General features: G+C 71.3%; 16 protein-coding genes. 9 read left to right on the forward strand and 7 right to left on the reverse strand.

What is annotated here, in order from left to right; all coding sequences use genetic code 11:
- Positions 1 to 621, forward strand: a 621-nt coding sequence (locus tag STRAU_RS01575) for an MFS transporter (RefSeq protein WP_037657026.1), incomplete at its 5' end; no start/stop codon positions are given.
- Positions 622 to 725: 104 nt separating this feature from the next.
- On the opposite strand, the gene STRAU_RS01580 is transcribed toward STRAU_RS01575, so the two are convergent.
- A complete protein-coding gene (locus tag STRAU_RS01580) occupies positions 726 to 1001 on the reverse strand; it encodes an acyl carrier protein (protein WP_037657028.1) in 276 nt (91 codons plus the stop codon).
- Positions 1002 to 1245: 244 nt separating this feature from the next.
- Between STRAU_RS01580 and STRAU_RS01585 the strand changes: the two genes are divergently transcribed.
- Positions 1246 to 1791 (forward strand): flavin reductase family protein, encoded by a 546-nt coding sequence (locus tag STRAU_RS01585; protein WP_016638456.1) that lies wholly within the window; start codon positions 1246 to 1248, stop codon positions 1789 to 1791.
- Between the two features lie 108 nt (positions 1792 to 1899).
- A complete protein-coding gene (locus STRAU_RS01590; RefSeq protein WP_037657030.1) occupies positions 1900 to 3075 on the forward strand; it encodes a cytochrome P450 in 1176 nt (391 codons plus the stop codon).
- A gap of 112 nt (positions 3076 to 3187) precedes the next feature.
- Here STRAU_RS01590 and STRAU_RS01595 read toward each other — a convergent pair whose 3' ends face one another.
- From STRAU_RS01595 to STRAU_RS01620, 6 genes are all read right to left on the reverse strand, one after another.
- The gene (locus tag STRAU_RS01595) at positions 3188 to 4324 is read right to left on the reverse strand and encodes a zinc-binding dehydrogenase (RefSeq protein ID WP_016638458.1); all 1137 of its coding nucleotides are present in this window, start codon (positions 4322 to 4324) and stop codon (positions 3188 to 3190) included.
- 83 nt (positions 4325 to 4407) lie between these two features.
- Complete coding sequence (locus STRAU_RS01600) at positions 4408 to 5346, reverse strand: ketoacyl-ACP synthase III (protein ID WP_016638459.1); 939 nt, start codon at positions 5344 to 5346, stop codon at positions 4408 to 4410.
- A complete protein-coding gene (locus STRAU_RS01605) occupies positions 5343 to 5591 on the reverse strand; it encodes a phosphopantetheine-binding protein (RefSeq protein WP_016638460.1) in 249 nt (82 codons plus the stop codon). Before STRAU_RS01605 ends, STRAU_RS01600 begins: the two co-directional genes overlap by 4 nt.
- A 61-nt stretch (positions 5592 to 5652) precedes the next feature.
- A complete protein-coding gene (locus tag STRAU_RS01610) occupies positions 5653 to 5880 on the reverse strand; it encodes a biotin/lipoyl-containing protein (protein ID WP_037657045.1) in 228 nt (75 codons plus the stop codon).
- Between the two features lie 17 nt (positions 5881 to 5897).
- Complete coding sequence (locus tag STRAU_RS01615) at positions 5898 to 6878, reverse strand: alpha-ketoacid dehydrogenase subunit beta (protein ID WP_016638462.1); 981 nt, start codon at positions 6876 to 6878, stop codon at positions 5898 to 5900.
- The gene (locus STRAU_RS01620) at positions 6878 to 7717 is read right to left on the reverse strand and encodes a thiamine pyrophosphate-dependent dehydrogenase E1 component subunit alpha (RefSeq protein ID WP_016638463.1); all 840 of its coding nucleotides are present in this window, start codon (positions 7715 to 7717) and stop codon (positions 6878 to 6880) included. Before STRAU_RS01620 ends, STRAU_RS01615 begins: the two co-directional genes overlap by 1 nt.
- Positions 7718 to 8470: 753 nt before the next feature.
- On the opposite strand from STRAU_RS01620, the gene STRAU_RS01625 reads away from it, so the two are divergent.
- From STRAU_RS01625 to STRAU_RS01650, 6 genes are all read left to right on the forward strand, one after another.
- Positions 8471 to 8686 (forward strand): MbtH family protein, encoded by a 216-nt coding sequence (locus tag STRAU_RS01625; protein ID WP_016638464.1) that lies wholly within the window; start codon positions 8471 to 8473, stop codon positions 8684 to 8686.
- Positions 8687 to 8817: 131 nt separating this feature from the next.
- Positions 8818 to 9540, forward strand: a complete 723-nt coding sequence (locus STRAU_RS01630) for an LmbU family transcriptional regulator (protein ID WP_016638465.1) — start codon at positions 8818 to 8820, stop codon at positions 9538 to 9540.
- Positions 9541 to 9632: 92 nt separating this feature from the next.
- Positions 9633 to 11225 (forward strand): amino acid adenylation domain-containing protein, encoded by a 1593-nt coding sequence (locus STRAU_RS01635; protein WP_016638466.1) that lies wholly within the window; start codon positions 9633 to 9635, stop codon positions 11223 to 11225.
- A gap of 33 nt (positions 11226 to 11258) precedes the next feature.
- Positions 11259 to 11489: an acyl carrier protein gene (locus tag STRAU_RS01640; RefSeq protein WP_037657033.1), complete on the forward strand. Its 231-nt coding sequence runs from the start codon at positions 11259 to 11261 to the stop codon at positions 11487 to 11489.
- A 286-nt stretch (positions 11490 to 11775) separates the two neighbouring features.
- Positions 11776 to 12963: an NAD(P)/FAD-dependent oxidoreductase gene (locus STRAU_RS01645; protein WP_016638468.1), complete on the forward strand. Its 1188-nt coding sequence runs from the start codon at positions 11776 to 11778 to the stop codon at positions 12961 to 12963.
- Between the two features lie 44 nt (positions 12964 to 13007).
- Positions 13008 to 21656, forward strand: a complete 8649-nt coding sequence (locus tag STRAU_RS01650) for a non-ribosomal peptide synthetase (RefSeq protein WP_016638469.1) — start codon at positions 13008 to 13010, stop codon at positions 21654 to 21656.
- Positions 21657 to 21661 lie beyond the last annotated feature (5 nt).

Here is a 21661-nt window from a genome sequence, read left to right on the forward strand (position 1 = left end):
GCGCCGCCCGCCGCGCCCCCGGCCCGGCTGCGCGACGTGTTCCAGGCCCGCTACCGGCGCCGCACCACCATGCTGTGGCTCTTCTGCACCCTGTCGGTGGTCGGCTACTACGGCTTTGGCGCGCTCGCCCCGCAGATCCTGGCCGCCAAGGGATACGACGTGGTCACCAGCATCGGCTACACCGCGGTGTCCTTCCTCGGCTACCCCCTGGGCGCCCTGCTCTCGGTGCCGGTCATGGACCGCATGGAACGCAAACGGCTCGTCGCCGTCTCGGCCGCGGCGATGGCCCTGTCCGGACTGGGCTTCGCCTACGCGGGCTCGGCCCCGCTCATCATGGCCCTGGGCATCGCCTACACCCTGGTGAGCAACATCTTCTCCACCGCCAGCCACGTCTACCTGGCCGAGCAGTACCCCACCGCGATCCGCGCCCAGGCCACCGGCCTTGCCTACTCGCTGTCCAAACTCAGCGCCGCGGCCCTGCCCTTCGCCCTGCTGCCCGTCCTCGACGCCCACGGCCCGGGCCCGATGTTCGCCGTCATCGCCGGCGCCATGGCCACCCTGGTCGCCGTCGTCCTGCTGCTGGGCCCGCGCACCACCGGCGTCTGCGTCGACCGCGACTGACACCCCCCGGCCCCGGCCCGCACAGGCGGCGGGGCCGGACCCCCGAAAAGGGATCCGGCCCCGCCCCGCACCGGCCGGCCCTCCAGCACGCCCGGCCGGGCCTCTCAGCTGTGGACGACCTCTTTGTGCTCCGCGGCAAGGAAACCCGCCATCAGAGCCAGCGTCGAGTACTCCAGGGCAACGCTCGGGTCCAGGACGAGACCGAACTCCTCCTCGATGTCACCGAACAGGCCCAGGGCCGCCACCGAGTCAAGGCCGTACTCGACGTAGGGAACGTCGGGATTGATCCGCGAAGGGGGCAGGGACACCTGAGCGCCCAGCCTCTCCGTGAGCCAGCCGAGAATCTCGCTCTCGGACATGACCGGCTCCCTGTCTGCCATGAGCAACTCCTTACGTGTCCTGACGTGGTCCGTCGGCAAGTGCCTACGCCCATTGCCTACGAGAGCCATCCTGCTCCCCGCCACTCAACCCCCACTTGACCCGGGCCCGCCCCCCACCGCCCGCCCGGCACCGTCTCCAGCAGGTCTTGAGTGGTTCTTGGCATCGTCTCCAGCACCCCGCCCCACCCCCCTTCCGCACCCCCGTCCGGCACCCCGCCGCCCACCTCGCGAAGGAGCACCCGCCATGACCCCTGTCCAGGAGCAGACCCCGCCGGCCCAGGTCCGGCCCGGGGCCGGCGCCCAGGCGTTCAAGGACGCGATGGCCCTGCTGGCCGCCCCCGTCAGCGTGGTGACCGCCCGGGACGCGGCCGGCCGGCGCCGGGGATTCACTGCCAGCTCGGTCACCTCCGTCTCCCTGGACCCGCCGCTGGTGATGGTCGGCATCGCCCTCACCTCCAGCTGCCACGACGCCATGACCCAAAGCGGCGAGTTCGTCATCAACCTGCTGGGCGAACAGCACCGCCCCATCGCCCAGCGCTTCGCCACCCGCGGCGTCGACCGCTTCGCCCCCGGCGACTTCTGCGCCTGGGACGACACCACGGCCCTGCCCTGCCTCCCCGACGCCACGGTCCTGCTGCGCTGCACCACCGCGGACGTGATCCGCGCCGGCGACCACGACCTGCTGCTCGCCACCCCCCGCCAGATCCGCATCCGCGACCACGCGGTGCCGCCCCTGCTGTGGTACCGGCGCGGCTTTCACACCCCCGTCCCCGCCCCGGCCGCCGCCTGACCCCACCCGCCCCGTCAGGCACCAGTCAGCAGCACGTCAACGCCGCGCCCTACGGTCGGCCATCGACCGGCTACCCCCGACCGGCACCGCATCCAAGGACGTGTGACCATGGCGAACCCCACCTACCCCATGACCCGCCAGTGCCCGATGTCCCCACCCGCCCAGTACGCCGACCTGCGCGCGCACGGACCGGCCAGGGTGGACCTGCCCGACGGCGGCTGGGCCTGGCTGCTCACCGGCTACGACGATGTGCGCCAGGCCATGAACGACCCGCGCTTCAGCTCCGACGACACCAAGATGGGCCGGGCGCGCACCGAACTGCCCCCGAACGAGAACCTCAACTCCTTCTGGCGCATGGACGAGCCCGAGCACGGCCGCCAACGGCACATGATGATGAGCGAGTTCACCGCCAAACGCATCAAGGAATGGCGCCCGCGCATCCAAAAACTCGTCGACGAACTCCTGGACCGCCTCCAGAGCCTGCCGCGCCCGCTCGACCTGTACGCCGAGTTCGCCCTGGCCCTGCCCACCCAGGTCATCGCCCAGCTCCTCGGCGTGCCCCAGCAGGACTACCGCACCTTCGCCGAGCAGAGCCGCACCATCTTGAGCCTGGACAAGCCCGAGGAGTCCTGGGCCGCCTACTACAAGATGAACGACTACCTCAACCGGCTCATCGACGAGCGCGAACGCGAGCCCCAGGACGACCTGATCAGCCGCCTGATCACCGAGCGCGTACTGACCGGCGAACTGCCCCGCGAAGACCTGCTGCCGATGGTCCGCTTCATCCTCGTCTCCGGCTACGAGACCACCACCAGCCAGATCGCGCTGAGCGCCCTGACCCTGATGACCAACCCCGACGTCCGCGACCGGCTCATCGAGGACCCCGACCGCGTCACCGCCTTCGTCGAGGAGTCACTGCGCTTCTGGTCGGTCTCCCAGGACAACGTCCTGCGCGTCGTCGATCAGGACATGACCTTCTCCGGCGCCGCCATGACCACGGGCGACCTGGTGATCCTGGCCGTGCCCGGCGCCAACCACGACGCGAGCGCCTTCCCCGACCCCGAACGCTTCGACCTGGAGCGCGGCGAGAACCGGCACGTCGCCTTCGGCTTCGGCACCCACCTGTGCGCCGGCGCCTCCCTGGCCCGCCGCGAGGTCGAGATCGCCGTCACCTCGCTCCTTGCCCGCCTGCCCGGCATCCGCCTGGCCTGCGACATCGAAGACCTGACGTTCCGTCACAAGAGTCTGGTGTACGGCCTGGAGCGCCTCCCGGTCACCTGGTGAAGACCGCCTGGGCCGCCCGGCCCCGGTGCGGCGGGGCACAGGCCGGCCCCGGGACCCCCACGGGGCCCCGGGGCCGGCCTGTGCCCCTCTCTGCTCGCAGCGCCCCGGGCGCTCAGAGGGGGTTGACGCTGTACATCGGGAAGTACGAGCCGATCCTGCCGTTCGCGTAGTCGTCGGCCAGCTCGGGCACGGCCTCGAAGTCGTAGATCACATCCGAGCCCTTGGGCGCCATCCAGCCCTCGGCCTCCTGGAAGTCCCGGATGGCCGGCGAGTCCTGGATGCGCCACACGTGCGTGTTCACATGGATGTGCCGGCTGATGCACTCCGCGCCGCGCAGATGCGACAGGCGCATCCCCGCCTTCCAGCCGCACGTGGTGACGATGCCCTCGCGGGCCAGGGCGGCCAGGGTGACGTCGTACAGCGGCTCGCCGATGTTGTCCACGAAGATCGCGACACCGTGGCCGTCGCTGAGGTCGTTGACGAGGTCCTCGAAGGCCGCGACCGACGCCCGGCGCCGCTGGTGGCGCTCACGGTCGTTGCGTTCCGCGCGGGTGGGCAGCGACAGCGCGGGGAACTGGCGGCGGTCCACCGGGGTGATGCCGTTGTCCCGCAGGAAGGCGATCCGCTCGTCGGAGCCCGCCGTCATCGCCACCCGGAACCCGGCCCGCTTGGCCAGCATCAGCTCGGCGAAGGCCACCCCGCCGCCCCAGCCGAACACCAGGTGGTTGGCCGGGTCGTCGTCGACGACCTGGGTGCGCCAGCACCCGTACGCCTTGTTCCAGTTGTCCCAGGCGGTGAAGTACCGCCCGTAGGTGGCCCACTGGGGCAGCGAGTACACGGTGGAATCCGGAATGGGCAGCAGGATCCGCGCGTCCATCTTCGACCGCTTGGCCAGCAGGCCGATGGTGTCGGGACAGTCGTAGGCGTAGGCGAGTTCGGCGTAGCCGAAGCGGTCGAGCTTGCCGAAGGGCAGCAGCAGGCACAGATCGCCCTCGCGGACCTGGATGTCCCGGCGGCCGCCCGTGTTGACCTTCAGCACGCGCACCACGCCCAGATTGCCCAGGACCACCGCGTCCTCGCCGCGGCTGCTGCACACATCGATGGGGGAGCGGGCCAGCGCATGGTCGACGTTGGCCTCCCAGGAGCCGAGGATCGGCTCCACCAGCGCCTCACCCTCCTGCAGCGCCCCGAAGGTGAACCGGTCGCGTTGCAGCACACTGCCGAGTCCGCCGTCGTGCGCGCCGGCCACCGCACCGGAGCGCAGGACCCAGGCTTCTGGTGAGTAGATGACAACCTCCAGTGATCGAGTACGTTCCCGCGTTCCCGGCGCGGTCAGAAAGCGGCGACGGCCGGCACCCGGTAGTCCACCGAGACACCGCCCCACGCCTCACCGGCGCCGTAGGCCACGGCGCCGAGCCGGCCCTGGGCGGGCAGACTCCCGGCGTCCAGCTCCTCGGCGAACGCCAGCGGGATGGTGGCCGACGAGGTGTTCCCGGAGTTCTCGATCCGGTTCACGAAGGGCACGCCGAGATGGCCGGCGAAGGCGCTGACCTGGTCCAGGATGCGGCCGTTGGCCTGGTGGCCGACCATGACGGTCGGCGCGGGGCCGTGGTCGAAGAGGTACTGCGCCGACTCCGACATCCGGCGCACGGCCCGGTCGTACACCTGCATCCCGTCCAGGTGGATGCCGCCCGCGCCGGTCTCGCGCATCAGCGCCTCCTGGGAGCCGTCGCAGCCCGCGACCTGGCAGAAGCCCGCGAACTCCGGGCGGTCCTGGAGCAGCACGGCCGCGGAGCCGTCGGCGAAGATCGGCGCCGTCTGCCGGTCGGTGCGGTCCACCAGGCGGGACATGGCCTCCACCGAGCACACCAGGACCGAGCGCGCCTGCCCGGCCTCGCACAGCGAGAGCCCGGTGACCAGGCCGTAGACGAAGCCGCAGCAGGCCGCGTTCATGTCGAAGGCCAGCACCGAGGGCCCCAGGCCGATGAGCTGCGCCACCTTCTGCGCGATGCCCGGCACGCGCTGCTGCACCGAGGTGCTGACCACCACCAGGGCGCCGATCGAGGAGGGGTCCTCCATCCTTGTGACGATCGGCGCGCACGCCTCCGCCGCCACCTCCGCCAGCGGGGTCTCCTCCGGCAGCCAGGAGCGCGAGGCGATGCCGCTGCGGCGCCGGATCCACTCGTCGGTCAGACCGATCGACGCGAAGTGGTCGTTGTCGATGATCTGGCCCGGCTTCGCGGTGGCGATGTCGACTATGCCCGCGCTCATCCCCGGCTCGCCAACTTCACGAAATAGGTGCTGAACTCGTCCAGGAAGGCGAACCCCGCGGTCTCCCGCAAATCGCCCTTGACCTGGAGTTCCTGCTCCAGCTGCTGGTGCAGCTCCACCAGGTCCAGGGAGTCCAGGTCCAAGTCGGCGACCGGCCGGCCGAGGTCGTCGGGGCCCAACGAGGCGTCGCGCTCGCGCAGTTTGGCCAGCATGGTGTCCGCGATACGGCTTTCGATGTCGCTCATGTTCCTTCTCCGCTCAAGTGACTGGATCTCTGCCTCCCCGGGCGCCCGGGGGCAGGGTGGGCTAGCCGGCCGCCAACTGGTACAGCGCCTCACCGGACTTGAGGATCGTGCCGACCGCCGCGCAGTGGGCCGTGACCTGCCCGCCGCGCTCCGCCACGATCTCCGTGCTGGCCTTGTCGGTCTCCACGACCGCGATCACGTCGCCCCGCTCGACCCGGTCGCCGACCGCGGCGACCCACTCCACGAGCAGGGCCTCGGCCAGACCGTGCCCGAAGCTGGGAACGTGCATGTCCACAGGGGAGTCGCTCACTTCGTCATCACCAGCACCTCGTCCTTGATCTCCTGCACACCGATCAGATAGTCCTTCTCGAAGTCCGCCGGGGGATAGGCGCGGCGATCGGGCGCAAGGCGGCGCACCGGCCCGCGCAGCGCGCCGAAGCCGTGCTCGGCCACCGACGCGGCGATCTCCGCGCCGATACCGACGTCCTTGGACCCCTCGTGCACGACCAGCAGCCGCCCGGTGCGCGAGACCGACTCCAACACCGTGGCCATGTCCAGGGGCGCCACCCAGCGCAGGTCCACCACCTCGACGTCGACCTCGGGGCTCAGCGCGTGCGCCGCCTGAAGCACCTCGTTGGTGACCGCCCCGTACGTGGCGATCGTCACGTCCGTGCCGCGGCGCACGATCCGGGCCGCGCTCGGCGAGCGCGCCGGCTCGGGCTCCCGGGCGGGCGTGCTGCGCCGCCAGTACAGACGGATCGGCTCGTAGATCACCACCGGCGCGCCCAGCGTCACCGCGTACCGCAGGATCTGCTCGGCGTCCTCACCGGTGGAGGGGCACGCCACCGAGATCCCCGGGACGCGGGCGAACAGCGCCTCGTTGGACTCGCTGTGGTGCTCCACCCCCCGCACCCCGCCGGCGGTCGGGATCCGCACCACCAGGCCCGGGCTGACCTGCCCGTTCCACCGGTCGCCGATGCGGGCCGCCTGGGTCACCAGCTGATTGACCGCGGGATAGGTGAACCCGTCGAACTGGATCTCGCAGATGGGCACCAGGCCGCTCATCGTCATGCCCACGGCCTGGCCCACGATGGTGGACTCCGCCAGCAGCGAGTCGCGCACCCGCTCCGCGCCGAAGCGCTCCCTCAGGCCCCGGGTCACCCGGAACACGCCCCCCAGACGGCCGATGTCCTCACCCAGCAGCAGCACGCGGGGATCCTGCTCGAGCAGGTCGGCGAGGGTCGCGTTGATCGACTCCGCCAGGCGGGCGGACGGCACGGTGCTCATCAGGCGTACTCCTTCATCAACCGCTCGCGCAGCTCGCGCACTTCGGCGTCGACGGCGTCGAACCACGCGCTGTCCACCAGGCCCAGACCGCTCAGGCGGGCCGCATACGCGCTCACCGGGTCCGCGGCCCTGGCCCGGGCGATGTCCTCGCGGCTGCGGTAGATCTCCTGGGCGTCGGAGGTCGAGTGACCGTGGATGCGCGCCACCGGGATCTCCACGAGGTAGGGCGCGCGCTGTTGGCGGACATGGGCGGCGGCCCGGGAACAGGACGAGAAGACGGCTTCGGGGTCCTGGCCGGAGACCCGCGCGGACTCGATGCCGAAGCCCCGGGCGCGCTCGGCCAGCGAGGTGCGCATCTGCTCCTCGGCCGGTTTCGAGATGGCCCAGCCGTTGTTCTGGCAGACGAACAGCACCGACGCCGACTCCACGGCGGCCAGGTTCATCGCCTCCGACATGTCGCCCTCGCTGGTGGCGCCGTCGCCGATGTACACCACGACGAAGTCCTCTTGCCCCTGCAGCCGCTGCGCGATCGAGTAGCCGACGCCGTGCAGCGTCTGCGCGGCCAGCACCAGCGTGTAGGGGAAGAACCGCAGCCGGCGCGGGTCCCAGCCGCAGAAGGTGCGCCCGGCCCACTGCGCGAGCAGCTCCTCGGGCGCCACGCCCCGCAGCAGGGCGACGGCGTGCTCGCGGTAGGCGGGAAAGACCGTCGCCTCCGCCCCCACGGCCAGCGCCGAGCCCACCTGCGCGGCCTCCTGGCCCTGGCAGGACAGCCAGAGGTCGAGCGCGCCCTGCTTCTGCAGCTGCTGGGCCTCCTCGTCGACGCCCCTGGCCACCAGCATGTGGCGCAACAGCGACCGTCGTGTGTCGTCGCCTGGATCTGTTTCGTACTCGGATTCTGACTTCACGGCGTGATCACCAGTCGTAGGTTCGTCGATGAGCTTTCTGTCCTCGTGCGCACGCACACCCCCCCGGGCCCTGCCGTCGCGGCCGGGCCACCCGCAAAAGCGCCCGCGAGCACGGCGCCGGCCACTGCCTCCATCAGGAATTCCTTTGCCCTTGGTGCGGCGCGCGAGCGCGCGCGCCGCTGCGCGACGGTGATTTTCGACTGGGGCGGGGCGGTCCGGCGTCTTCGCGCCGGCAAGAGCTGAGGCCCTGGCGGGCCACCCGCGCAGGCCCGCGATCGACCGCGCGCTCTCGATCGCCTCGGCGCAAGGAGACGGACCGCGCCTGCGAGTTCGAGCAGGCCCACCTGCGGGCCGGTGATCGTGCGGGCCAGTGATCGGCCATGCTGGCACAGGATCCCGGCGGGGGTACAGGTCCGGGCCGACGAGGAGCAGGTCACCGGCCCCGCTGCCGCTGACGGCGCTTGTGGGCCCGGGCGGCCGGGTCCTACGGTGGCGCTCAGCTCCGGGGCCGCTGCGCAGGCCGGGTGTCCCGTCGACGGGACGACACCGATCCGCTGTCCACGGCCGCTGCCGACGCCGGGTGTCCTGTCGACGGGACGACACCGGCCGGCAGACCCGCACCCGGCGCTGTCACATCGCCTGGCCTGGCGATTTCCCCTTCTCAGTCCCGGTTAAGGACGGTGGCAGTTGAGTACCAACCCCTTCGACGACGCGGACGGCCGCTTCTACGTCGTGGTCAACGACGAGGACCAGCACTCCCTGTGGCCGGCGTTCGCCGAGGTGCCCGCGGGCTGGCGCACGGTCTTCGGCGAGGCGGCCCGGGCCGAATGCCTGGAGTACGTCGAGCGGAACTGGAGCGACCTGCGCCCCAAGAGCCTGCGGGAGTCCATGGCCGCGGGCTGAACACCGCACGAACAAGAGCAGGTTGACCGAAGTGGAACGACGGTGAGGGCCGCCCGGGTGCACGGTCGAGCGATCGGCGCACGCCAAGGCAGACACTCTGGTGGGGAGATGACGGTTGTGGGTGGCGTCCTGTGAGGACCGCGAGCAGTTACCGGGCCGAAGAGGCCCGCACCGGCGGTGAGCCCGCCCAGCGCGATGTGGTGCTGTCCTTCGTGGGCAAGCAGGCAACGGTGCAGAAGTCGGGGATGGTGCTGCCGCAGGACCTCTCGGAGCGGTCCTGGGAGCGGATCGGCTCCAGCCTGCGCGAGCTCACCAACTCCTCGGCCTGGTGGCTCGCCGACTGGCTGATCTTCGGCGAGACCGCCTACGGCTGGCGGCGCTACCGCGAGGCGGTCGACCGCACCGGCCTGGACTACCAGACGCTGCGCAACTACGCCTGGGTGGCCCGCCGTTTCGAGCACAGCCGCAGGCGCGACAGCCTCAGCTTCGCCCACCACGCCGAGGTGACCCGGCTGTCGCCGCCGGAGCAGGACTACTGGCTGCGCAAGGCCGAACAGCAGAAGTGGTCGCGCAACGAACTGCGCAGGGCGGTGCGCGCCAGCCTGGCCGAGCAGAGCGGCCCCGCCGACACCCCCGCGCGCGGCGGCGAGCAGCAGGAGGTGGCCCAGCTGGCCGACGCGCAGGCCGCCGACAAGAACCGGCGCAACGTCACCACCCTCACCCTCGAACTGTCCGCCGGCCAGCTGGCCTCCTACTCGCAAGTGGCCGCCGCGCACGGCCTGCCCGTCGACAAGTGGGTGACCCAGGTGCTCGACGCCGTCCAGCGGCACGCCCCCGAGCGGCGCACCGCCTAGCCGCGCACCGCCCAGATGCCGCACACGCCCGCCCGCCCCGGGGTGCGCCGGCGGCCCGCCCCACCGGATACCTGCCACATCGGAGCCAGTTGATGATCCTTCAGGGAAAGCGCGTCGCCCTGCCCGAGACGCCCGTGGTCCACCAGCAGTTCGAGGCACACGCCGAAGCCACCCCCGACGCCGTCGCCGTCTTCTGCGCCGGACAGCGCGTGACGTACGCCGAACTGGACGCGCGCGCCAACCAGTTCGCGCACTTCCTGGCCGCGCGCGGACACGGCCGGGGCGCGAAGGTCGGCATCTGTCTCGACTACTCCATCGACATGCTCGTCGCCCTCCTCGGCACGCTGAAGGCCGGCGCCGCCTACATCCCTCTCGACCCGGCCTACCCCCAGGCCAGGCTCCAGCTGCTGCTGGGGCAGATCCCCGATCTCGCCCTGATCGTGGCCTCCCCGGCGACGGCCGCGATGGTGGAGTCGGCGGCCGTCGAGGCCATCGACCTCCAGCAGCTGTCCGGCCAGCTGGCGGACCTGCCGGCGAGCCGTCCCGGCGTCGCCGTCACCGGGGACGACGTGTGCTACGCGGTCTTCACCTCCGGCTCGACCGGGACGCCGAAGCTGACCGCGGTGCGGCACGAGGGCTGGTTCAACCTGATGAACTGGCTGATGCTCGAGTACGGCCTGCACAGCGGGTCGAACAACCTGGTCGTCAGCGCCTTCGGCTTCGACCTCTCCCAGCGGGCTTTGATGACACCGCTGTTCTGCGGCGCCACCCAGCACCTGATGGCCAGCCGCAACTTCGACGCCATGATGGCCTACCGCATGCTCGGCGAGCACGACATCCGCGTGGTGCACTGCGCCTCCAGCACGCTGTACCTGCTGGTGGACTGGGAGAGCGCACGGGGCGGCAAGGCGCTGGCCGGCCTGGACTACGTGCTGATCGGCGGGGAGCCGCTGAAGGCCGAACGGCTCACAGACTGGGCGCGGCGCGAGGGCACTACGTGCACCGTCCTGCACCAGTACGGCGTCGCCGAGTGCACGGACGTCGCGACGTCCTTCGACTTCGCCGGATACCGGCCCGGCGAGCACGACATCGCCCCGGTCGGCAAGCCGGCCTACAACACCGAGATCCACCTCCTGGACGAGCAGCTGCGCGGTGTCGGGCCGGGCGAGTACGGCGAGGTCTGCATCTCCGGGGCCAGCGTCGGCGCGGGCTACCTCAACGGCAGCGGCCCCGAGTCCGCGAAGTTCACCACGATCGAGGTCGACGGCCACACGCGCCGGATGTACCGCACGGGCGATCGCGGCTGTGTCGGCCCCGGAGGCGACCTCGTCGTCGCCGGCCGGATGGACGCGCAGGTGAAGGTGCGGGGCATGCGCATCGATCCCGCCGACATCGAGCGCGCCCTCGGCAGGCTGGCGGGAGTGCGCGAAGCCGCCGTGGTCGTCGCCCCCGCCGACTCCGGCGACGGTGAGCTGGTCGCCTTCCTCGTCCCGGCCGGCGAGGACCTCGACGCCGACGACGTACGCACCCGCCTGCTGGCGGCCCTGCCGCGGAACATGGTCCCGGCCCGGTTCATCAACATCGCGCGGATTCCGCTGAGTCCGCACGGAAAGGTGGACCGCGCGGCCCTGGCGGATTCCTGCCGGAGCCAGTACGCCGACAGCGCCACCACGGCCACGGCATAGTCGACGGACCTTCAGACAAACGAGAGGACTGTGATGATTGCCGACGAGGTGCGCGCCATTTGGTGCCGCGAACTCAAGCGTGATGACATAGCGGACGACGACGATTTCTTCGCCCTGGGCGGCCAGTCTGTGATTATGGCCAGGATCCAGGTCGCATTCATCGACGAGTTGGGCGTCGAGGTCCCCGTGGACCAGATGTTCCTCAACCCGACGGTGGCGTCGATTTCCGCCTACATCGAATCCCTGGGCGCGGCCACCCCCTAGCGTTTCGGGGCCGGTTGGTGTCGTGTGGTGTCCCGTCGGCGAGACACCGCGCGAGACGCCGTCATGCGCGCGGAAGGAAGCCGGCCGCCCGCTTTTCCGGGGAATCACGCGAGAGACCCCGTTCGAGCGCCGTGTGTATTCATCCCGCCAGTTCCGGCGGATAGCATCACCAGCGTGCCCGGCAGCGAGAACATTCCCTCCGCTGCGGCGGCGGCGCTTTCCATCACGAAGACTTTCCGGCTGCGGCCGCATTGGGATCAAAAAACCACCTAGTTAGAGAGGCGCCATGTACGACGTCATTGTCATAGGTGCCCGTTGTGCGGGTTCGCCGGCGGCCATGTTGTTCGCTCAGCAGGGATATCGCGTCCTGCTCCTGGAGAAAGCGCAGTTCCCGCAGGACACGCTGTCCTCGCACTACCTGCACCAGCCGGGCGTGGCGCTCCTTGGCCGCTGGGGGCTGCTCGACAAGCTCCGCGACACCGGCTGCACGCCGATCAACCAGGAGAGCTACCAGGGGCCCGGCGTCCGCCTCGACGGCTTCTCCATCCCGGTCGACGGCTACCGCACGACCTATGCGCCCCGGCGGTTCGTGCTCGACCCGATCCTCGCCGACGGCGCCGTGGCGGCCGGCGTGGAGTTCCGGGAGTCCTGCGCCGTCACCGACCTGGTGTTCGAGGGCGAGCGGGTCGTCGGGGTGAAGTACACGACGCCCGACGGCGCCGAGGCCACGGACCGGGCCCGCCTGGTCGTCGGCGCGGACGGCATGCGCTCGCTGGTGGCCCGCAAGGTCGGCGCGCAGAAGGTCGTCGAGCACCCGCGGATGACGTGCGTCTACTACAGCTACTGGTCGGGCGTCCCCTCGGGCTTCGAGCTGTACGAGCGGCCCGGTCGCTGGGTGGTCTCCGTGCCCACCAACGACAACCTCACGCTGGCCATGACCTACTTCCCCCAGGACGAGTACAACGAGGTCCGCAAGGACGCCGAGTCGGCCTACCTCGAAGCCGTCCGCACCACCGCCCCCGACCTGCACGAGCGGCTGTCCCAGGGCGAGCGCGTGGAGCAGATGTACGGCACCGGCCACCAGGAGAACTACTTCCGCAAGGCCTACGGGCCCGGCTGGGTGCTGCTCGGTGACGCGGTGCACCACAAGGACTCCATCACCGCCCGCGGCATCACCGACGCCTTCATCCAGGCCCAGACGCTCACCGATCACATCGGGGAGAACCTGCACGACGACGCCGCCCTGAACGCGGCCCTCAGGCGCTACGAGAACGACCTGAGCAACACCTTCCTCAATCTCTACCAGGGCGTGCTCAACGTGGCCGAGCTCAAGCCCGAGGGGCGCACCGAGATGCTGCGCAAGCTGGTCGGCCACCAGGAGCTGATCGACCGCTACTTCTCGACCGTCTCGGGCGCGTGCTCCCTCGACGACTTCTACAACGCCGACCTCTTGACGGTGCTCGACCAGAGCTGAGTGACGGATTACTCCCCGGTAGTCCTGACGATTTTGGAGACACAATGATCCCGTTGTCGTTCGCGCAGCGCCGGCTGTGGTTCGTGGACCGTTTCGAAGGCCCGTCGCCGACCTACAACGGTGCGTTCGCCCTGCGGCTGACCGGTGAACTGAACGTGGCCGCGCTGGAGTCGGCGCTCCGCGATGTCATCGACCGGCACGAAGTCCTCCGCACGGTGATCGTCGAGGACGACGACGGTGTCCCGCACCAGCAGGTGCTGCCCTCCGTTCACCAGCCGTTCGACCTGCCCCTCGTCGAGGTCACGCCGCAGGAGCGGGCGGCGGCGGTCGCCGAGGTGGCCACCGCCTGCTTCGACCTGGCCGCCGACATGCCGATCCGCGCCCGGCTGGTGCGCAGCGCACCCCAGGAGCACACCCTGGTCCTGGTGGCGCACCACATCGCCGTGGACGGGGAGTCCTTCGGGCCGCTGTTCCGCGACCTCACCCTGGCCTACGCCGCCCGCCGCCAGGGCAGCGCCCCGGCGTGGGAGCCGCTGCCGGTGCAGTACGCGGACTACACGCTCTGGCAGCGCGACGTGCTCGGCGACGAGTCCGACCCCGACAGCCTGGCCGCCCGGCAACTGGCGTACTGGCGCGAGACCCTGGCCGACCTGGCGCAGCCGCTGGCCATCCCCACCGACCGGCCGCGCCCCAAGGCGATGAGCCCGCGCGGCGACCGCGTCGAGTTCGCCCTCGACGCCGACCTGCTGCGCTCCGTGGAGAAGCTGGCCGCGCAGGCCGACACCACCACCTCGATGGTCATGCACTCCGCGCTGGCGGTCCTCCTGCACCACCTGGGATGCGGCGACGACGTGCCCATCGGCGCGCCGATCGCGGGCCGCACCGACGAGGAACTGCGCGACCTCGTCGGCTTCTTCGTCAACACCTGGGTGCTGCGCGTCGACCTCTCCGGCAACCCGACCTTCCAGCAGCTGCTGGAGCGGGTGCGGGACAAGTCCCTGGCCGCCTACGACAACCAGGACATGCCCTTCGAGCGGCTGGTGGAGCTGCTGAACCCGGACCGCTCCACCGCCTACAACCCGTTCTTCCAGGTGATGCTCTCCTGGCAGCCGCCCGTGCCGGATCTGGAACTGCCCGGCCTGGCCGTCAAGGCCGAGAAGCTGGAGACCAGCACCGCCAAGTTCGACCTGTTCTTCGACCTGCTCCCCAACGCCTCCGGCGGGGCGCAGTGCCGCCTGGAGTACGCCACCGACCTGTTCGACCGGCACACCGTCGAAGCCATCGCCGACCGCTTCGTGCGCGTGCTCAGCCGCCTGGCGGCCGACTCCGCACGCCGCATCGGTTCCATCGACGTACTCGACGCCGCCGAACGCGAGCAGCTGCTCACCCGCTTCAACGACACCGCCACCGCCGCCGCCGTCGCCGAGCCGCTGACCATCCCGGAACTGTTCGAGCACCAGGTCGCAAAGACCCCCGACGCCCCGGCGCTGGTGTACCAGGACCGGACACTGACCTACCGCGAGCTCGACGAGCAGGCCAACAGCGTCGCCTGGCAGCTGCGCGAGCACGGCGCCGGCCCGGAGGACCTGGTGGTCCTGGCACTGCCGCGCACCCAGGACCTGGTCGTCGGCCTCCTCGGCATCCTCAAGTCCGGCGCCGGCTACCTGCCGATGGACCCGCAGTACCTCGCCGGACGGGCGAGCAGCGTGCTGGCCGAGGCCCGCCCGCGGTTCGTGGTCACCGACACCGCCACGTCGCAGGAACTGCCGCCCCACGACATGGCGAGCATCAACCTCGATGACCGCGCGGACTGGAACACCCCCCGCCACGCGCCGGACAACACCGCCCGGACCGCGCCGCTGGGCCCGGACAACCTCGCCTACGTGATGTACACCTCCGGCTCCACGGGCAAGCCCAAGGGCGCGGCCATCACCCACCGCAACGTCGTCAACGGCGTGCGTGAACTGGTGCGCGTCCTGGACGCGCCGCCCGGCTGGCGGATGCTGGCCGGCACCTCGGTCAACTTCGACGTCTCGGTCTTCGAGCTGCTGACCACCCTGACCACCGGCGGCACCGCCGAAGTGGTGGCCAACGCCCTCGCGCTCGCCGAGCGCGACAGCTGGGACGGCCACGTGATCAGCGCGGTCCCCTCGGTGCTCGGCGAACTCATCGGCCACCTGGACAAGACCACGGACGTCCGCACGGTCGTCCTCGCCGGCGACGTGCTGCCCGCCCAGCTGGTGCGGCAGGTCCGCGAGGCCCTGCCCGGCGTGCAGATCGTCAACTCCTACGGGCAGAGCGAGAGCTTCTACGCCACCACCTTCTCCCTCACCGCCTCCCAGGAGTGGACGGAGAACGACGTCGCGCCCATCGGCACCCCGCTGGGCAACATGCGCGCCTACGTCCTGGGCCCCGGACTCACCCCCGTGCCCCAGGGCGTGATCGGCGAGCTGTACGTGGTCGGGACCTGCCTGGGCCGCGGCTACCACGGCCGCCCCGGCATGACCGCCGAACGCTACGTGGCCAACCCCTTCGGCCCCGCGGGCGAGCGCATGTACCGCACGGGCGACCTGGCCCGCTGGAACGCCCGCGGCCGGCTGGAGTGCGTGGGCCGGGCCGACGGCCAGGTGAAGGTGCGCGGCTTCCGCATCGAGACCGCCGAGGTCGAAGCCGCGTGCACGGCCCACCCCGGCATCAGCCAGGCCGTCGTCATCAGCCGGGAAGTGCCCGCGGGCGGACGCCGGCTCGTCGCCTACGTGGTGCACACCGGCGAGGGCGCCGTCGGTGACGACGGCGCCGGCGGCATCGGCGACGTGGACGTGCAGGCCGGCGCCTCGGCCGCCGAACTGCGCAAGTTCGTCGCGGCCCGGCTGCCCGACTACATGGTGCCCTCGGCCTTCGTAGCCCTTGGCCGGCTCCCGCTGGGGCCGACCGGCAAGCTGGACCGCTCGGCACTGCCCGAACCGGAGTTCCTGGGCGAGGCGTACCGGGAGCCGCGCACCGAGGCCGAGAAGATCATCACCGCGGCCTACGCGGACGTCCTCGGCGTGGAACGAGTCGGCATCGACGACGACTTCTTCGCCGTCGGCGGGGACAGCCTGCGCTCCATCCAGGTCGTCGCCCGCGCCCGCGCCCAGGGCCTGGAACTCAGCACCCGGGAGATCTTCGAATGCCGCACGGCGGCCCGCCTCGCCGAGGTGGCCTCCGCCCGCCGCGACCGGGTGGCACCCCTCGCGGAGGACGAGAGCGGCGGCGTCGGCCCGATGCCGCTGCAGCCGGTGGCACGACACGTGTTCGAACACGGCGGCGGCACCGACCGGTTCGCCATGTCGATGGTGCTCGAACTGCCCGCGGACATCGACGACAGCGGCCTGACCGCCACGCTGGACGCCGTACTGGACCGCCACGACCTGCTGCGCGCCCAGCTGGTGCGCGGCGACGAACTCTCCCTGACCGTGCGCGAGCAGGGCACCGTGCGGGCCGCGCAGCTGATCCGCAAGGTTGCCTGCGACGGCCGGTGGGACGAGCCGGACGCGCTGCGCGCGGCCCAGGCGGAGCTGGACGCCGCAGCCGGGCGCCTCGACCCCGAAGCCGGCACCATGGCCGACTTCGTCTGGTTCGCCCCCGCCATCGGCGCGGGCCGGCTGCTGGTGGTGCTGCACCACCTGGTGGTCGACGGCGTCTCCTGGCGCATCCTCATGTCCGACCTCGCCCAGGCATGGCAGCAGGTCCGCTCCGGCCAGACACCGAAGCTGCCCGCCGTCGGCACCTCGGCCCGCCGCTGGGCCACCGCGCTGCAGGACGCCGCGCACTCCCCGCAGCGCGCAGCGGAACTGGCCTACTGGCAGGACGTGCTGCAGGCACCGACGCCCCCGCTGGGCGCCCGGGCGTTCGACCCGGCACAAGACCTGTGGTCCACGGTCGAGACCGTGCGCGTGGAACTGCCCGCCGAGGTCACCCAGGCGGTACTGACCACGCTCCCCGCGGCGTTCAAGGGCACCGGCACCGACGTGCTGCTCGCCGCGCTCGCCCTGGCGGTCAACCGGTGGAGCGACACCAGCGCCTCGACCCTGGTCCGCCTGGAGGGACACGGCCGCGAGGAGGACGTCGTCCCCGGCGCCGACCTCTCCCGCACCGTCGGCTGGTTCACCAGCATGTACCCGGCCCGCGTCGACGTGCAGACCGTGGACCTGGACGAGGTGCTGGCCGGCGGCCCCGCGGCCGCCACGGCCGTCAAGCTGGTCAAGGAACAGCTGCGCGCGATCCCCGACAAGGGCATGGGATACGGGCTGCTGCGCCACCTGAACGCGCAGACCGCCGCCCAGCTCGCCGGCCTGACGGCCCCGCAGATCGGCTTCAACTACCTCGGCCGGATCTCCGACGCCGACGTGCCCGAGCACCTGCGCGCCCACGGCTGGGGGCCCGCCTCCTGGTCCGCCGAACTGATCCCGGCACCCGACCCGGACCTGCCCGCCCTGTCCGCCCTCGAGGTCAACTCGGTCGCCACCGACACCCCCGAAGGACCCCGGCTGCAGGCGGCCTTCATGTTCCCCACCGGGGTCCTCACCCGCGAACAGGCCACCGCACTGGCCCAGCTGTGGGTGAAGGTGCTGCACGGCATGGCCGCGCACGCCGCCCGCCCCCAGATCGGCGGGCTCACCCCCTCCGACGCCCCGCTGGTCTCGGTGCGCCAGGACGAGATCGAGACCTGGGAAGAGCGCTACGGCCGCCTCAGCGAGGTATGGCCGCAGGCCCCGGGCCAGTCCGGCCTGCAGTTCCAGGCCGCGTTCGCCGACGGCTCCTTCGACGTCTACCACATGCAGTTCGTGCTGCACCTGTCCGGACACGTGGACCCCGAGCGCATGCGCGCGGCCGGACAGGCACTCCTGGAGCGCTATCCGAACCTGCGCTCGGTGTTCCTCACCGACGCCGCCGGCAACCCGGTGCAGATCGTGCCCGAGCACGTCGACCTGCCCTGGCGCCACCTCGACCTGACCGGCCGCACCGAAGCCGAGCAGGACGCCGCCCTGGACCAGGCCCTCGCCGACGACCGGGCCGACCAGCTCGACCCCACCCGGCCGCCGCTGCTGCGCCTGGCGCTGCTCACCTGCGGGCCGCAGCAGGCGAAACTCATCATCACCGCCCACCACACCCTCTTCGACGGCTGGTCCTCACCGTCGGTGGTCAGGGACCTGACCCGGCTGTACGCCCAGAGCGGCGAGCTCGCCCCGGTGCGCAGCTACGGCGACTACCTGGCCTGGCTGTCCGCGCAGGACCGCGAGGCATCGGCGGCCCGCTGGAAGGCCGAGCTCGCCGGCTTCGACGAGCCGACCCTGGTGGCACCCAACGCCCCCGCCCAGGAGACGGCATCCGCCCTCGGCCGGGTCGAGGTGCCGCTGTCCATCGACAAGGGCAAGGAACTCGCCCGGCGCGCCGCGGAACTCGGGGTCACCCTGAACACGCTGCTGCAGGGCGCCTGGGGCATCCTGCTCTCCAAACTGACCGGGCAGCAGGACGTGGTGTTCGGCGCCGCCGTCAACGGCCGCCCGGCGGACCTGCTCGGCTCCGACGAGATGGTCGGCCTGTTCGTCAACTCCCTGCCGATCCGGGTGTTCTGCCGCCCCGACCGCAGCGTGGCCGACGTCATCGCCGAGCTGCAGAACCGCCAGACCGCCCTGCTGGACCACCACCACTACGGCCTGGCCGACATCCAGCGCGACGTCGCCATGCCCGCCCTGTTCGACACGATGATCGCCTTCCAGTCCTACCCGATCGACCGCGAGGGCATGATCGAGGCCAACGCCTCGGCCGGCTTCACCGTCGACGCCATCCGGCCCTTCGCCGGCTCGCACTACCCGCTCAGCCTCAACGCCTCCGACCCCTACCTGCGGCTCTCCCTGGACTACCAGAACAACCTCTACGACCGCGCCGCGGCCGAGGAGATCGCCGCCCGCCTCGTACGGGTCCTGGAACAGCTGATCGAGGACCCGGCCGCGCCGGTCGCCGCCGTCGAGGTGCTGGCCGCCCAGGAACGCGACCAGCTGCTGCACCGGGTCAACGACACCGCCCATCCGGTGGCCGCGGACACCCTGCCCGACGCCCTCGAGGCCCAGGCGGAGCGCGACCCCGCCCGCACGGCCCTGATCGGCGACCAGCAGACGCTGACCTACCAGGACTTCAACCGGCGCGCCAACCAGCTCGCGCACTGGCTGATCGAACGCGGCGCCGGCCCCGAACAGCTCATCGCGCTGCGCATCCCCCGCTCGGTGGACCTGATCGTGGCCATCCACGCCGTGGTCAAGGCCGGCGCGGCCTACCTGCCGATCGGCGCCGACCTGCCCGAGGACCGGGTGCGCTACATGCTCGACAACGCCGAGCCGCTGCTGGTGCTCGACGCAGCACTCCCGGACGTGTCCGCCTACCCCACCGCCAACCCCGCGCGCACGCTGTCGCCGGACAACGCCGCGTACGTCATCTACACCTCCGGCTCCACCGGCCGCCCCAAGGGCGTGCAGGTCTCCCACCGGTCGATCATGAACCGGCTGCGCTGGATGCAGCACGCCTACCCCCTCGCCGCCGACGACCGGGTGCTGCAGAAGACACCGTCGTCGTTCGACGTGTCGGTGTGGGAGTTCTTCTGGCCGCTGCAGGAGGGCGCCGCCCTGGTCGTCGCCAAGCCCGAGGGACACAAGGACCCCGACTACCTGGCCCGGCTGATCCGCGAACAGTCCGTCACCACCTGCCACTTCGTGCCGTCGATGCTCCAGGTGTTCTTGACCGAGACGGCCGCCGCCGACTGCGCCGAGCCCCTGCGCCGGGTGTTCTGCAGCGGCGAGGCCCTGCCCCGGGAGAGCGCCGACGCCTTCGCCGCCACCCTGCCCGGCGTCGAACTGCACAACCTCTACGGGCCGACCGAGGCCGCCGTCGACGTCACCCACCACGCCTGCCTCCCGCACGAATCGGGACCCGTGCCCATCGGCGTGCCGATCTGGAACACCCAGGTGTACGTGCTGGATGCGGCACTGCGCCCGGTGGCACCCGGCGTCAGCGGCGAGCTGTACCTGGCCGGCACCGGCCTGGCCCGCGGCTACCTCGGCCGGCGCGCCCTGACCGCCGAGCGGTTCGTGGCCTGCCCCTACGGCGAGGGGGGCACCCGCATGTACCGCACCGGCGACGTGGTGCGCTGGAACAAGGACGGCCGGATCGAATACATCGGCCGCACCGACTTCCAGGTGAAGATCCGCGGCTTCCGCATCGAACTGGGCGAGATCGAGACCGCGCTGAGCGGCCACCCGGCCGTGCAGCAGACCGCCGTCATCGCCCGCGAGGACACCACCGGCGGCCAGCAGCTGACCGGCTACGTGGTGGTGGACCCCCAGACGGCACCGGGGGTGGCACGGCTGCACGAACTGCAGGCCGCCGGGCGCCTGGACGGCGTCGAACTGCACGAGCTGCCCAACGGCATGGTGATGGCAGGGCGCAACAAGTCCAACATGACCTACCTGTACGACGAGATCTTCCAGCGCGGCGAGTACGCCCGCGGCGGCGTGCGCATCGACGACGGCGCCCGCATCATCGATGTGGGCGGACACGTGGGCATGTTCGGCCTGTGGGCCGGATCGGTGGCCCGCGACGTACAGGTGTACGTGTGCGAACCCATGCCGGAACTGGCCGAGTTCTACCGGATCAACGCCCACCTGCAGGGCCTGGACGCGGTCGTGACCACCTGCGGCGTCTCCGACGCCCCGGGCCGCGCGGAGTTCACGTACTACCCCGAGATGTCGCTGATGTCGGGGCGCTTCGCGGACGAGACGACGGAGCGGGAAACCCTGCGCCGGGTGATCGCCAACGAACGCGGCAGCCAGGCCGTCGAGGAGGACCAGCTCACCGACATGCTGGCCGACCGGCTCACCAGCACCCAGGTCGACGTGGAACTGCGCACCGTCTCCCAGGTGATCCGGGACAACAACCTCACCGTGGTGGACATGCTCAAGGTCGACGCGGAAAAGAGCGAACTGGCCGTCCTGCGGGGCATCGAGACCGAGCACTGGCCGCTCATCCGCCAGATCGTCGCCGAGGTCCACGACGAGGACGACCGGGTCGCCGTCGTCACGAAGATGCTGGCGGCCAAGGGATTCAACGTCGTCGTGGAAACCCCGCAAGGGCTCGAGGGCACCGGCATGTGCCAGCTGTACGCCACCCGCGAGAGCCACGACACCCCGGCCCCCACCGCCCCGGCGCCCGCCGGATGGCACAGCCCGGCCCAGCTCACCCGCGAGCTGCGCGCCCACCTGGAACAGCAGGTCCCCGACTACATGGTCCCCGGCCACCTGGTGATCCTCGACCAGCTGCCGCTGACGGCCAACGGCAAACTCGACCGCACCGCGCTGCCCGCACCCGACCAGGCCGAGGCCGCGGCCGGACGCGGACCGCGCAACCACAACGAGGAAGTCCTGTGCCGGCTGTTCGCCGAGCTGCTCGGCGTGGACGAGGTCGGCATCGACGTCGACTTCTTCGACCACGGCGGGCATTCGCTGCTGGCCACCCGGCTGACGGGGCGCATCCGCAGCGAGCTCAACGTCGACGTGAAAGTCACGACCGTGTTCCGCAATCCGACCGTCGCCGAGCTGGCGGAGCGGATCGAGAAGCTGGCCACGTCGAAGCGCCCCCAGCTGCGACAGATGAACGTGTAGGAGTA

It is taken from the genome of Streptomyces aurantiacus JA 4570, assembly GCF_000414115.1.
Taxonomy (GTDB): domain Bacteria; phylum Actinomycetota; class Actinomycetes; order Streptomycetales; family Streptomycetaceae; genus Streptomyces; species Streptomyces aurantiacus_A.

Excerpts from the sequence above, each read along its gene's own strand:
- STRAU_RS01640 (WP_037657033.1), top strand. The coding sequence starts at position 11,259 with ATGATTGCCGACGAGGTGCGCGCCATTTGGTGCCGCGAACTCAAGCGT.
- STRAU_RS01590 (WP_037657030.1), top strand. The coding sequence starts at position 1,900 with ATGGCGAACCCCACCTACCCCATGACCCGCCAGTGCCCGATGTCCCCA.
- STRAU_RS01650 (WP_016638469.1), top strand. The coding sequence starts at position 13,008 with ATGATCCCGTTGTCGTTCGCGCAGCGCCGGCTGTGGTTCGTGGACCGT.
- STRAU_RS01610 (WP_037657045.1), bottom strand. The coding sequence starts at position 5,880 with ATGCACGTTCCCAGCTTCGGGCACGGTCTGGCCGAGGCCCTGCTCGTG.
- STRAU_RS01585 (WP_016638456.1), top strand. The coding sequence starts at position 1,246 with ATGACCCCTGTCCAGGAGCAGACCCCGCCGGCCCAGGTCCGGCCCGGG.
- STRAU_RS01635 (WP_016638466.1), top strand. The coding sequence starts at position 9,633 with ATGATCCTTCAGGGAAAGCGCGTCGCCCTGCCCGAGACGCCCGTGGTC.
- STRAU_RS01580 (WP_037657028.1), bottom strand. The coding sequence starts at position 1,001 with ATGGCAGACAGGGAGCCGGTCATGTCCGAGAGCGAGATTCTCGGCTGG.
- STRAU_RS01620 (WP_016638463.1), bottom strand. The coding sequence starts at position 7,717 with ATGCTGGTGGCCAGGGGCGTCGACGAGGAGGCCCAGCAGCTGCAGAAG.
- STRAU_RS01645 (WP_016638468.1), top strand. The coding sequence starts at position 11,776 with ATGTACGACGTCATTGTCATAGGTGCCCGTTGTGCGGGTTCGCCGGCG.
- STRAU_RS01605 (WP_016638460.1), bottom strand. The coding sequence starts at position 5,591 with ATGAGCGACATCGAAAGCCGTATCGCGGACACCATGCTGGCCAAACTG.
- STRAU_RS01615 (WP_016638462.1), bottom strand. The coding sequence starts at position 6,878 with ATGAGCACCGTGCCGTCCGCCCGCCTGGCGGAGTCGATCAACGCGACC.
- STRAU_RS01600 (WP_016638459.1), bottom strand. The coding sequence starts at position 5,346 with ATGAGCGCGGGCATAGTCGACATCGCCACCGCGAAGCCGGGCCAGATC.